This is a genomic window from Nostoc sp. DSM 114160, from assembly GCF_053470305.1.
Genome location: NZ_JBPFGO010000001.1, coordinates 1580045 through 1592178, shown reverse-complemented (window position 1 = coordinate 1592178; position 12134 = coordinate 1580045). Strand labels below are relative to the sequence as shown.

General features: G+C 43.3%; 13 protein-coding genes. 9 read left to right on the top strand and 4 right to left on the bottom strand.

Annotated features, from left to right (window positions below; genetic code table 11):
• Positions 1-291 precede the first annotated feature (291 nt).
• Positions 292-795 (top strand): Hsp20/alpha crystallin family protein, encoded by a 504-nt coding sequence (locus NSTCB13_RS07555; protein WP_448271840.1) that lies wholly within the window; start codon positions 292-294, stop codon positions 793-795.
• 291 nt (positions 796-1086) lie between these two features.
• On the opposite strand, the gene NSTCB13_RS07550 is transcribed toward NSTCB13_RS07555, so the two are convergent.
• Positions 1087-1446 carry a Rieske (2Fe-2S) protein gene (locus NSTCB13_RS07550; RefSeq protein ID WP_448271839.1) on the bottom strand — a complete coding sequence of 120 codons (360 nt, stop codon included), beginning with the start codon at positions 1444-1446 and terminating at the stop codon, positions 1087-1089.
• A gap of 257 nt (positions 1447-1703) precedes the next feature.
• Here NSTCB13_RS07550 and NSTCB13_RS07545 point away from each other — a divergent pair, with 257 nt between their 5' ends.
• The 4 genes from NSTCB13_RS07545 to NSTCB13_RS07530 all read left to right on the top strand — a co-directional run bounded on the left by NSTCB13_RS07545 (position 1704) and on the right by NSTCB13_RS07530 (position 7688).
• Positions 1704-3542: a vWA domain-containing protein gene (locus tag NSTCB13_RS07545; RefSeq protein WP_445628993.1), complete on the top strand. Its 1839-nt coding sequence runs from the start codon at positions 1704-1706 to the stop codon at positions 3540-3542.
• A gap of 271 nt (positions 3543-3813) precedes the next feature.
• Entirely contained in the window at positions 3814-4857 is a 1044-nt protein-coding gene (gene gap / locus NSTCB13_RS07540) for a type I glyceraldehyde-3-phosphate dehydrogenase (RefSeq protein WP_445628992.1), read from the top strand.
• Positions 4858-5104: 247 nt separating this feature from the next.
• Positions 5105-6535, top strand: coding sequence for a pyruvate kinase (gene pyk / locus NSTCB13_RS07535; RefSeq protein WP_448271838.1), 1431 nt, complete (start codon positions 5105-5107; stop codon positions 6533-6535).
• Between the two features lie 148 nt (positions 6536-6683).
• A complete protein-coding gene (locus NSTCB13_RS07530; RefSeq protein ID WP_322696243.1) occupies positions 6684-7688 on the top strand; it encodes a transaldolase in 1005 nt (334 codons plus the stop codon).
• Positions 7689-8046: 358 nt separating this feature from the next.
• On the opposite strand, the gene psbN is transcribed toward NSTCB13_RS07530, so the two are convergent.
• On the bottom strand, positions 8047-8178 hold the full coding sequence (psbN, locus tag NSTCB13_RS07525) for a photosystem II reaction center protein PsbN (RefSeq protein WP_322674202.1): 132 nt from the start codon (positions 8176-8178) through the stop codon (positions 8047-8049).
• Positions 8179-8263: 85 nt separating this feature from the next.
• Here psbN and psbH point away from each other — a divergent pair, with 85 nt between their 5' ends.
• The 3 genes from psbH (at position 8264) to pth (ending at position 9653) form a co-directional block, all read left to right on the top strand.
• Positions 8264-8467 carry a photosystem II reaction center phosphoprotein PsbH gene (gene psbH / locus NSTCB13_RS07520; RefSeq protein ID WP_322674201.1) on the top strand — a complete coding sequence of 68 codons (204 nt, stop codon included), beginning with the start codon at positions 8264-8266 and terminating at the stop codon, positions 8465-8467.
• 142 nt (positions 8468-8609) lie between these two features.
• Positions 8610-8882, top strand: a complete 273-nt coding sequence (locus NSTCB13_RS07515) for a TatA/E family twin arginine-targeting protein translocase (protein WP_094348881.1) — start codon at positions 8610-8612, stop codon at positions 8880-8882.
• Between the two features lie 129 nt (positions 8883-9011).
• Positions 9012-9653 carry an aminoacyl-tRNA hydrolase gene (gene pth, locus NSTCB13_RS07510; RefSeq protein WP_448269171.1) on the top strand — a complete coding sequence of 214 codons (642 nt, stop codon included), beginning with the start codon at positions 9012-9014 and terminating at the stop codon, positions 9651-9653.
• A 270-nt stretch (positions 9654-9923) separates the two neighbouring features.
• Here pth and rpsU read toward each other — a convergent pair whose 3' ends face one another.
• Complete coding sequence (rpsU, locus tag NSTCB13_RS07505) at positions 9924-10103, bottom strand: 30S ribosomal protein S21 (RefSeq protein WP_069073049.1); 180 nt, start codon at positions 10101-10103, stop codon at positions 9924-9926.
• 441 nt (positions 10104-10544) lie between these two features.
• A complete protein-coding gene (locus tag NSTCB13_RS07500) occupies positions 10545-10889 on the bottom strand; it encodes a hypothetical protein (RefSeq protein WP_448271837.1) in 345 nt (114 codons plus the stop codon).
• Between the two features lie 405 nt (positions 10890-11294).
• Between NSTCB13_RS07500 and NSTCB13_RS07495 the strand changes: the two genes are divergently transcribed.
• The gene (locus tag NSTCB13_RS07495; RefSeq protein ID WP_445628988.1) at positions 11295-12131 is read left to right on the top strand and encodes an SPFH domain-containing protein; all 837 of its coding nucleotides are present in this window, start codon (positions 11295-11297) and stop codon (positions 12129-12131) included.
• Positions 12132-12134: the final 3 nt, after the last annotated feature.

Sequence of the window (12134 nt, the reverse complement as noted above, 5' to 3'; positions counted from 1 at the left end):
CCGTCCACCGCACTGTCTCCTTCAGCCCCAGTGATACCTTGTATTTGGTAATTTACGATTGCCTACTTCCTTGACATTCAATATTTTCAAGCTTTTCATCCTTTTTTTATTTGATACGGTAAATTCAACCTATGGCTGTACGGTTTACCCAACTATTTTGAGATTCTTCTTTTATTAAATTACTTACTAGAGAGAAGAAACAAAGCAAATAAAGCTCCTCTCTAAAAAATACCTCTAAAACTTTGTTTGATTACCCAAGATTGAATTAGAAAGTTAAGGAGAGATTAAAATATGGCACTCATTCGTTGGGAACCATTCCGTGAAATGGAAATTCTGCGTCGTCAAATGGATCAACTATTCTCTGAGCTGACAGCAGCCGAGCGCGATAACTCCGAGATTTCTGCATCACCGAGAACAGCGTGGGTTCCTGCGGTTGAATTACATGATAATGGTTCAGAGTTGCTATTAAGAGTTGAGATTCCAGGCGTGGAAGCTAAAGACTTGGATATTCAAGTTACTCAAGATGCAGTTTCGATAGCTGGTGAGCATCGTTACGAAAAACATTCCCAATCTAACGCTAAAGTTCATTCGGAATTCCGGTATGGCAAGTTCGCGAGAGTAATTCCTCTGCCAACCAAAGTTCAGAATCAACAAGTTAAGGCAGACTTGAAAGATGGGATTTTAATTTTGACTTTACCCAAGCTGGAGCAAGAACAAAGCAAAGTCTTTAAAGTGAATTTAGGTCAATCTCAAAGTGCTACAGCTTCTATAGAAGCTGGCAATGGCAACAACTAACCCAACATAACATCACAAAAGTGTTCCAACTGCTTGAGAAGATGTTCTATTTTCTCATTCCATGATTTCTATTTCTCTGGAATAGGTAAATTTTGATAGAAACCCCAGCTAAACTTATCGGCTGGGGTTTTTATCGTTTTTTTACTTAGCACTGTTTCGGTAATACCAATTCTGTATCAAGATGCACATGAAAGACCCTCTTGTTAATCCTCTGATGCTTTGGGAGACGGCGTAGCCGGGGGTAAAGATATGCAGCTTCACGAAGAAACGGTATTAATTCAGCAGAGGGTGCTATTCCTCTTGGACATCAACCCAGATACTGCCTTCTTCAACACGAACCGGAAATACTGGCAGTGTTTTTGGTTGTGAAACCAACGAGAGTACCTTACCTACACCAGGTGGCCAGGCACACCATCCTTGTACTTCACCAGTCCGCAGGTCAAAAGCACTGCGATGGAAGGTACAAACTATTGCCCCACTTTCAGTGATTTTCCCACTTTTCAAAGGTAATTTTAAGTGAGGGCAGTTATTATCTACAGCATAAAGCTGACTTTCGTGATTCAAAAGCAAAATTTTTCGGTTGCCAACTTTCACCACTTCTCGCGCACCAGGGGAAAGTGCTTCGACTGCAAGAACTTTAGTCCAACTCATTCGGTTCTCCTCTTTTAATATATCTGCTTACAGTTTCCCGCAATAGTGACCAGTGCGATCGCCTTTCACTACTGGAGAGCCGAGAATGTCTACGACGGGCTTTGTCTACGCTGGGGAAATACTAAAACTATAAAATTTTACATTAAATACCATTTTTATACTGAATAAAATTATTTCTGGGTAAACTAAATAAAGCGCTTACTATCTATGTATCACAAGGCTTATAGCTGAAAATACAAGTTTGAGGAATATAAAAAATGATTAAGACAAGTTACGAATTTGACCAGTCTATCCTCGCCGCAGGATCTTCATTAAAGACAAATATTCTGCTACGTTTTCGTGCCGACATAGCTAAATCTCCTCGACGTAACCTTAACCTTTCGCTTGTAATTGACCGTTCCGGCTCTATGGCAGGCGCTCCCTTGCATCACGCACTCAAAGCCGCTGAGTCTGTGGTAGAGCGACTTGAGCCAGATGACATTCTCTCAGTAGTTGTTTACGACGATGAAGTGGATAGCGTTGTGTCACCCCAGCCTGTGACTAACAAAGCCGCACTGAAAAATTCCATCCGCAAGGTGAGAGCAGGCGGTATTACCAACTTATCGGGGGGATGGCTCAAAGGCTGCGAACACGTGAAGACGCGACTCGATCCCCAAAAAATCAACCGTGTTCTCCTGCTTACCGATGGTCACGCCAATATGGGCATTCAAGACCCCAAAATCCTGACGGCGACAGCAGGGCAAAAAGCTGAAGAAGGCATTATCACAACTACGTTAGGTTTTGCTCAGGGTTTCAACGAAGACCTGCTGATTGGAATGGCAAGGGCAGCCACAGGCAACTTCTACTTCATTCAGAGCATCGATGAAGCAACTGAAGTGTTTAGTATTGAGCTAGATAGTTTAAGAGCAGTAGTGGGACAAAACCTCAAGGTGACACTTGAATTGGCAGATGGTGTCAGCTTGGTTGATACCTTGAGTCTGGCTCAAGTTAGCCAGAATGACGCCAGTCAAACTGTCATCTCTTTAGGAGAGCTTTACGAGGATGAGGACAAACTTCTCGGTTTGAGTCTGGGGATATCAAGCGCTCAAGTTGGTGATTTACCTGTGATGAAACTGCATTACAGCGCTGATGTTGTGCAAGATGACCGGATTCAAAGCGTTTCAGGTACTATAGATGTCGTCGCCAAAGTTGGCACTGTTGAGGAAGCAGCTTTTGCTGCTACAAGCCATATCATTCTGGAACTGAGTCGCCTTACCATTGCTAAAGCCAAAGAGACTGCCCTTAATCTCGCTGAACATGGCAAGCATCAGGAAGCTGAACAAACCCTGCGATCGCTTGTGAAAGATTTGCGAGATAAAGGGTTGAATGAGAATTTTGAAATTGCTGAAGAAATCGATCAGCTCGAATATTTCGCTGGTCGGATTGCTCAAAAAGCTTTAGGCAATGCCGGACGGAAAGAGATGCGGGATCAGACTTACCAAACGATGACGCGCAATCGCAGCGATTTGGTAGGTCGCGGTGTCACTACTGGCGATGAAGTGTACGCTATGCCCATTGTGAATGAAGTCGGTTCAGGTATTGAATTGCACTGTGTTCGTGAAGGGGGTAAACTGCGGGTCAAGGTCATGTCTGAAGGCTACGATCCAACCAAGAACATCCAGTTTCCCCGTGCTATTCGTGCCGAAGGAGCGCGCTATGTCGTTGAAGGATTGGAACTCTCAAGCGATGCTACTTTCTATCGGGTACGTGGTAAGATTACCCGTTTTGCTCAACCCGGCGAAACAGATGTCTTCGTTGCCCCTAGACAATCCAATCGAGCTAACACAGGTAAAGCTTCCAAAGGCCCTGCCAGTGCTGCCGATCTGCCCACAACTGACAGCGTCGGGGACAGTATTTTAGTTCAGTGTGTCAAAGATGGCAGTAAACTACGTGCTAGAGTGGTTTCCGATGGATATGAACCGGATTGGAATATGCGCTTTCCGCGATCGGTGCGCGAAGAAGGAATGCTTTACGTCGTTGATGAAGTCAAAACCGCACCAGATGGCAAATCTTATATTGCCTGTGGTGAAATTAAGCGATTTGTCCAACCCACTTGAATTGGGGGGCAGGGGGGCAGGGAGATGAGGGGACAAGGGGACAAGGGGACAAGGAGATAAACAAAACTCCTAACTCTTAACTCCTAACTCAGCACTCAGCACTCAGCACTCAGCACTCCTAATGCCCCATGCCCAATCCTTAAAATATGCCAAGTAAATATGCCTTAGCTGACTGAGACTGTCAGGATCAAAGAGTAAAGAGTAAAAGGCAATCTATTTTGACTTTTAACTTTCTCCTTTTGTTCAACTTTCCACAACGGGAGTTTTAATCTTGACTAAATTGAAAGTTGGTATCAACGGCTTCGGTCGAATCGGGCGACTTGTACTTCGCGCTGGCATCGATAATCCCAACATTGAGTTTGTGGGCATTAACGACCTAGTACCACCAGATAATCTCGCTTACCTATTAAAGTACGACTCAACCCACGGTCAATTAAAGCACAAGGTTGAAGCCAAGGAAGACGGCATCCTGATTGACGGACATTTTATTCCTTGTGTGTCGGTGAGGAATCCAGCAGAGTTACCTTGGGGAAAATTAGGTGCAGATTATGTAGTGGAAGCTACCGGACTCTTCACTGATTATGAAGGAGCTGCAAACCACCTGAAGGCAGGTGCAAAGCGAGTGGTAATTTCCGCTCCCACCAAAGATCCAGATAGAGTTACTACCCTGTTAATGGGTGTCAATCATCAACTGTTTGACCCTAGCAAGGATATCATTGTCTCCAATGCTAGCTGCACTACAAACTGTCTTGCTCCCATAGCTAAGGTCATTAATGATAACTTTGGGTTGACTGAAGGGTTGATGACCACAGTCCATGCTATGACAGCGACTCAGCCAACTGTAGACGGCCCCAGCAAGAAAGACTGGCGGGGTGGTCGCGGTGCATCCCAAAATATTATTCCCTCTTCCACAGGCGCAGCGAAAGCCGTAGCATTGGTTTTACCAGAATTGAAGGGCAGGTTAACTGGGATGGCATTACGAGTTCCGACTCCCGATGTCTCTGTAGTAGATTTAACTTTCAAAACAGCCAAAACCACCAGTTATCAGGAAATTCGTGCTGCGATGAAGGAGGCTGCCGCAGGTTCACTAAAGGGTATTTTGGGCTACACAGATGAAGAAGTAGTTTCCACAGATTTTCAAGGTGATACTCATTCCAGCATCTTTGACGCAGGTGCTGGGATTGAGTTGAATTCCAACTTCTTCAAGGTAATTGCCTGGTATGACAACGAGTGGGGCTACTCAAATCGTGTGATTGACCTGATGTTGTCTATGTCACAGAAAGAAAAACTCGCCCCGACTGCGGCTGTGGTTTGATTAGTCATTAGTCATTAGTCATTAGTCATTGGTCATTGGTCATTGGTCATTAGCTTTTGACTGCTGACTCTTGACTAGGGACTTTTGGGATTTGGGTCAAATGGTAAATACTCCGAAAACAAAGCGGAATCTAGTATTTTTCTTTAGCAAACCAGTGATATGAAGCACGTGTGAATTTGGATGTTTTGTGCGATCGCTTCGCTCAATGCATCCAAATTTGCAGGTTACTCCTCAACCCCCAATCCCTATGCGTCGAACCAAAATCATTTGTACTGTTGGCCCGGCTACATCTGCACCTGAAAAGCTGCAATCCTTGGTAAAAGCTGGAATAAATGTGGCACGGCTGAATTTTTCCCACGGAGCTTATGAATTCCACGCCCAAACGGCTCACTATCTCAGGCAGATTAGTACTGAGCAGCAAAAGCCGATCGCCATTATGCAAGATTTATGTGGCCCTAAAATTCGCTTGGGAACTTTACCACCGGAAGGGTTAAATTTAGAAGCTGGTACTGAAGTTACCTTTGTTTTGCAAGAAAAGGGTGAGAGTGTTGACGAACTACCCTTACCATTACCAACTTTGTTTGCAATGGTGCGACCTGGCGAACCGATTTTGATTAATGATGGTCGCGTCAAATTGATTGTTAGCGATCGCGATGCCGATCGCATTCGCGCCCAAGTTAAAATTGGCGGGCTAATTTCTACGCACAAGGGAGTAAACCTACCCCAAACTCCTTTACCTGTCAGTTCGATTACCGAAAAAGACTTGCTGGATCTGCGTTTTGGGATTCAGTTGGGTGTAGACTGGGTGGCGGTATCCTTTGTGCGATCGCCACAAGACTTAGAACCCGCCAAGCGCATGATTGAAGCAGCTGGCGCTTCGATTCGCTTAATTGCCAAAATCGAAAGAGCAGAGGCAGTAGAAAACTTTGACTCTATTCTGAACGTTGCCGACGCAATTATGATCGCCCGTGGCGATTTAGGGGTGGAAGTGCCAATTCACGAAGTACCCCTAATTCAAAAAGATATTATTCGCCGTTGCAATCGTGCTGGCAAGCCAGTGATTACAGCCACCCAAATGCTAGAGTCGATGATTAGCGCTCCCGATCCCACCCGCGCCGAAGCAACCGATGTTGCTAACTCGATCTTGGATGGAACAGACGCAGTAATGCTTTCTGGTGAAACAGCTGTCGGACAATATCCCATCGCTGCCGTCGAGATGATGCACAACATCGCCGTGCGGACAGAACAAGCTCTAGATGAGGGTAGCAAAAATGCTTGGTGTCATGAAGCAGGCAGTCTGAGCGTTACCGAATCTGTAGCAGAATCCGTCTGTCGTATCGCCTATGAAACCGGCTCACGGGCAATTCTCTGTAACACTACATCAGGAAGTACGGCGAGAATGGTTTCTAAATATCGGCCGACTTCTCCGATTATTGCCCTGACTTCCGACATCACCGCTTACCGCCAGCTAGCACTTTCTTGGGGTGTGGAAGCTTTGCTGATCCCACCAGTCCACAATGCTGAAGAGATGTTTACCAATGTGGTGAACACAGTTGTAGACATGGGTCTAGCGAATAAGGGCGATAAAGTAGTAATTACCTCTGGTGTTCCAATTGGTAAATCAGGAACAACTAGTTTAATCAAAGTGCATTCCATTGGACAGCCAATTTCGGCATAAGGCACTTAGAATAGGGCTGTGGCTCAAGATAGTAAGCAAAATTGGGCAATGATTAAGAAAAATTGCCAGAATCAGAATTGAAGGAAGAGTAAAGAGTGTAAAGAACTGGGGAATAAGTAAATCCTAAATAAACATCACGGAGTATTTTATGTCTAAGAATTTACTGGAACAATTGCGACAAGTGACTGTTGTAGTCGCAGATACAGGGGATATCCAGGCAATTGAAAAGTTTAAGCCCCAAGACGCTACCACCAATCCTTCGCTGATTACTGCTGCGGCACAGATGCCAGAATATCAGGAAATTGTCGATCAAACTTTACTCCAAGCCCAGAAAGATGCTGGAGCCGGAGCCACCCAAGCACAGATAGTTTCTCTAGCTTTTGACCGTTTGGCAGTTGCCTTTGGATTAAAGATTTTGCAAATCATTCCCGGTCGCGTGTCTACGGAAGTGGATGCTCGTTTGTCCTATGATACTGAAGCTACCGTAACTAAGGCACGGGAATTAATTGCTCAGTATAAAGCTGCTGGAATTGGTCGCGATCGCGTTTTAATTAAAATTGCCAGCACTTGGGAAGGCATTCGCGCTGCGGAAATTCTGGAAAAAGAAGGTATTCACTGTAACCTTACCTTGTTATTTGGTCTTCACCAAGCGATCGCCTGTGCTGAAGCTGGCGTTACTCTAATTTCTCCCTTCGTTGGCCGGATTCTTGACTGGTACAAAAAAGATACCGGACGCGATAGCTACCCAGCAGCCGAAGATCCAGGTGTTTTGTCTGTCACCAAAATCTACAACTACTACAAGAAATTTGGCTATAAAACCGAAGTTATGGGAGCTAGTTTCCGTAACGTTGGTGAAATTACTGAACTTGCAGGTAGTGATTTACTGACCATTTCGCCGTCGCTTTTGGCTGAATTACAAGCAACCATTGGAGAACTGCCACGTAAACTTGACCCTGCGAAGGTAGCAAACTTGTCAATCGAAAAGATATCCATTGACAAAGCTAGCTATGACAAGATGCACGCCGCTGACCGCATGGCAACCGACAAACTAGACGAAGGTATTAAAGGTTTCACCAAGGCACTAGAAGACCTTGAGAAACTTTTGGCAGACCGACTCGTTCGCCTAGAAGGAGAGGTAGTGGCAAGCCATTAGGGACTTCCAATTCAAAAACATCTAAAGTAGTGTGCGTTACGGCTTAAGCCGTAACGCACTTCAAATATTATGTCTGGGTAATTAATTATGATTGCCATAGTCATTTCATTAGACCTCTTGCAAAAGTAACTTTTGCAATAGGGGGGAAAAGGTTAAAGGGAAAAGGGAAAAGGGTTTTTATAAGCCGCTTTCCCCTTTTCCCCTTACCCTTTTCCCCACAAATGCCAAGAAATCTGTTCCACACGCCAGTCGTTCATCGAGAAAACTCTGACAAGCAACAACAATGCTTGTCTACATAGGCGTAGTCCATCGTAGACATCGCATCAAAAATTTCTGCTGCGGACATGATATGACTCTTTTAATCCTCGTGGTCATCGAACGGATCGTTCAATTCCTTGCTAGGAGGGCCAAAGGAGGTATAAATCGAAATTCCAGTGATGGCAATCACCACGGCAGCCACAGAAATGCTAAGAACTATTGCGGGTTCCATAATTGAAAGATAGATGATGAGTGCTATTCTTATAGAATATTACAGAAGATTAAAAAAAGCTTTGGCAAGTAATCTTAGGTGAACTATGGCACAAAGGACTAGGTTGGGAGATATCCTGAAACCACTGAACTCTGAGTATGGGAAAGTGGCTCCAGGTTGGGGTACTACCCCTGTAATGGCTGTTTTTATAGGGCTATTTTTCGTGTTTCTGCTGATTATTCTGCAACTTTACAATAAAACACTGTTGGTTCAGGATGTATTTGTCGATTGGCGCAGTTTAGGACGCTAACACATACACGAGCTAGCGAGTTTGGATAACAAGTTAAGTTACACCCGGTTCTTCCGGGTTTTTTTGTGAGTTGCGATTTCCGACTAGACTAACTATATATGTGAGTTTTTGTAGTGGTTTTAGAGTTTACAGGAGACAAAAAATGAATATATTTGGTATCGGTCTGCCGGAAATGGCTGTAATTATGGTAGTGGCGCTGTTAATCTTTGGCCCAAAAAAGCTACCAGAGATCGGTCGGAGTGTAGGCAAAACAATTCGTAGTTTCCAAGAAGCTTCTAAGGAGTTTCAAAACGAGTTTCAAAAAGAAGCAGAACAGTTAGAAGAAGTTGTACAGACGACTGCTGAATTGGAACCTAAGCAAATCCACCCTGCTAAATCTGAGCAGGATACCGCTAGTTCTTCCCAACCTAGCTAGTCTGTCTAAGTTCGTAGTAAGGACTTTAGTCCTTATTTTCTAAGCACTAAAGTGCTTACTACAAACCCTTCATTACTAGCTTAGAGGTTGTACTAGAAGAGTGATGAATATCAATTGACTGTAGGCAAAATGACAGAAGCTGTTACGCAACCAGCTTTGGTAATTCCACAACTAATCGTCGGGTTAGGGAATCCAGAAGCTAAGTATGACCAAACACGCCATAATATCGGTTTTGCAGCTTTAGAAACTCTCTCCCGTTCTTGGCGCATTTCCTTAACAGAAAACCGCAAGTTTCAAGGTGAGTATGGCGAGGGTATGGCCCCAGGTGGAGGTAAAATTCGCTTGTTGAAACCGTTAACTTATATGAATCGCTCAGGACAAGCAATACAAGCGGTGACAAGTTGGTATAAATTGCCGCCTGAGTCAGTGTTGGTGATTTATGACGATATGGATTTGCCCTTGGGAAAAACTCGTTTGCGCTTATCTGGTTCGGCTGGGGGACATAACGGCATGAAAAGTGCGATCGCACATCTTAATACCCAAAACTTTCCTCGTTTGCGAATCGGTATTGGTAAACCCAAAGATGCAGCTAATAACGATGATTCTGGTGCTATCTCTCATGTGCTAGGGCGATTTTCCGCTGCCGAAAATCAGCAGATGTCTCTTGTACTTCAGTTCGTAGTTGAGTGTATTGAACTAAGTCTCAAGCAGGGAGTAGAAAAGGCGATGAATGTTTGTAATAGCCGTACCATTAATAATTCTGAGTCTTAAGGCTGGATGAATACTATCCTATCAGCCGATCGAAGAAAGCTAACCGATGTTTAAAGGCGCTTATTTTGGTTGATGGGCAGCGATTTTAGCTTGCTCCATCTAACCAAGATAAAGTCTCTAACGCGCTCTAAGTATAGGAAAAGTAACTTATTTACACTCTAATTAGTGGTGCGGCAGACTTTGCTTAATATTTGTATGAATAATGGCGCAAGCGCTATTGCTTGTTTTCGGTCATAACCTCAAGCAACGCCGATATCACACCAAATAGGTTTATTTAAAACGTCTTGTGCGTCTAGCTGCCACTGCCTTACGTTTGCGTTTTTCTATTGGTGTTTCAAAGTGCCGATGATATTTTACATCAGCTAATATCCCAGCTTTGGAAACCTGGCGTTTAAACCGACGCAAAGCTGAGTCTATTCCTTCGTTCTCTCCTAGAACCACCTGGGTCATTCTTCCCTTTTCCTCATCATTAATAGTTTCCATTCTAATATTACCCTCAACCTTAGTAAAACCCCTCTGAGCTAAAGTCACAATTAAGAGGCTATTTGTCCGGTTGACGCGGGTTATGTGTACTTCTATCTCGTAAAATCGTTACTTAACTAAAAGTTAATCTAAGTGCCCTAATGCACTCAATACGGTTCGGTGAAAGGGGAAAGGGTAAAGGGGAAAGGGGAATAAAAAACCTTTAACCGCAAACCCATTTCCCTTTTCCCCAAACCCTATTTTGAGTTCAAAATGCTTATCCGAACCGTATTGCTAATGCACTCTCAGAAGCAATGGAGAAGATAGGAAAATTATAATACTAAATTTTTCTGGCTTTACTATGAACTAGCGAATAATGTAATCTTAGCTACTAAGGTAGATGAGTCAATCTGACTATATTTACAGATTTTAAAAGTTGATTCTGCCCTCATTTAGTAATTTATATCCAGCGGCTAATGCTGTAAAAGCAACTATGAAATTCCATAAGCTAGTTGGCTGTAAAATAACTCCACCGCTTAAGAAAACTAGTACTATACCAATGCCTAGAAAAATCCATCCTAAGTTACCAGTTTCTCTTTGAAAAAAGATTAATGCAAATACACCTATCATCGTTGCTAAAACTGAAGCTGTAGCCGGCAAGCTACGGTAAAAATATGAATAGTAACCGCTAACAAATATGATGTTTTGACCAAAAAAGTATAATCCTGTGAAAAGTAGAATTAAACCTATAAGTTTGATTAACAATCTACTCATAATATTTTGATGTTTTTAATAGCCAAAGCTAATTTTTATCCGATTATAGTGGGGTTTTGAAATCTTGCCAAATTTTACCTTGTATTTGATTTATTTGCGTAAATATACTGAATAAAAATTCCGACTGTCTGAAAATACCAGTGCAAGTAATGTTGATTACATCAATTAGTCCTTGCCAGGGTTTGATCGAGGTGCTTTAATAGCGATGTCTGACGACAAGAAGCAGAGCTTCTACGCATTCTGCAAAACAGTCTCACTTACAGAATATGTACAAAACTTGCAGCGATTCCACCTCACTGCTGGTGTTGATAAAATTACAGACTCAAAACATTAAACTCAAAGATATGACAAGCTAGTAGCATATCTTTGATATTAAATTCTCCCCAAAGCTGAATAGGAGCATACATGGAGCCAATTATTGCTATAGTTTTAGCCCTTATAGGTTATGCATTAGGTTCTGCAAAACTGATTAATCAAGGAAATGAAGCCTTAGTCGAACGCTTAGGGCGGTATCATCGAAAACTTAAGCCGGGGCTGAACTTTATTGTTCCCTTGGTCGATCAGATTGTAATGGAAGATACTACACGAGAGCAGTTTTTAGACATCAAACCTCAGAATGTGATCACCCAAGATAATATTTACGTAGAAGTGGACGCTATTGTATACTGGCGGATTCGAGATATCGAGAAAAGCTTTTACGCGATTGAGGATCTGCAAGGGGCACTGACACAGATCACCACAACTACTCTGCGAGAAATCATTGCTCAGAATACCCTAGAGCAGACCAACGTCTCTAGAGCGGAGATGGACTCAGCTATCTTAGACCAGTTGAATAGTATAACGGCAGATTGGGGAGTTGATATTCTCCGGTTAGATATTCAGAGAATTACTCTACCTGAGAGTGTGCGAAAGTCTAGGGAAGAGGAACAAGCCGCCGTCATCAAAAAACGGGCACTGATTACCGAAGCAGAAGGGGAAAAGGAAGCTGCGATTAAAAAAGCAGAAGGAACTATGGCTTCAGTGCAAATCATTTCTCAAGCTCTCCGTTCCAATCCCGACAGTAGGGATATTTTGCGGTATCTTGTGGCTCAAGATTACGTAGATGCTAGCCAAAAACTTGGTGAGAGCAGTAATGCCAAAATTGTCTTTGTAGACCCAGCTAACTCAAGTGAAATGTTTCAGGAGTTGATAGCCCACCCAGAAAATCCAGAAGGTAACGGCAAAAAATACGAAGAACAGTAATAC

Coding starts and splice junctions, on each gene's coding strand:
- rpsU (WP_069073049.1), bottom strand. CDS start 10,103: ATGACCCAGGTGGTTCTAGGAGAGAACGAAGGAATAGACTCAGCTTTG.
- psbN (WP_322674202.1), bottom strand. CDS start 8,178: ATGGAACCCGCAATAGTTCTTAGCATTTCTGTGGCTGCCGTGGTGATT.
- NSTCB13_RS07555 (WP_448271840.1), top strand. CDS start 292: ATGGCACTCATTCGTTGGGAACCATTCCGTGAAATGGAAATTCTGCGT.
- NSTCB13_RS07515 (WP_094348881.1), top strand. CDS start 8,610: ATGAATATATTTGGTATCGGTCTGCCGGAAATGGCTGTAATTATGGTA.
- NSTCB13_RS07495 (WP_445628988.1), top strand. CDS start 11,295: ATGGAGCCAATTATTGCTATAGTTTTAGCCCTTATAGGTTATGCATTA.
- NSTCB13_RS07550 (WP_448271839.1), bottom strand. CDS start 1,446: ATGAGTTGGACTAAAGTTCTTGCAGTCGAAGCACTTTCCCCTGGTGCG.
- pth (WP_448269171.1), top strand. CDS start 9,012: ATGACAGAAGCTGTTACGCAACCAGCTTTGGTAATTCCACAACTAATC.
- pyk (WP_448271838.1), top strand. CDS start 5,105: ATGCGTCGAACCAAAATCATTTGTACTGTTGGCCCGGCTACATCTGCA.
- psbH (WP_322674201.1), top strand. CDS start 8,264: ATGGCACAAAGGACTAGGTTGGGAGATATCCTGAAACCACTGAACTCT.
- NSTCB13_RS07500 (WP_448271837.1), bottom strand. CDS start 10,889: ATGAGTAGATTGTTAATCAAACTTATAGGTTTAATTCTACTTTTCACA.
- NSTCB13_RS07530 (WP_322696243.1), top strand. CDS start 6,684: ATGTCTAAGAATTTACTGGAACAATTGCGACAAGTGACTGTTGTAGTC.
- NSTCB13_RS07545 (WP_445628993.1), top strand. CDS start 1,704: ATGATTAAGACAAGTTACGAATTTGACCAGTCTATCCTCGCCGCAGGA.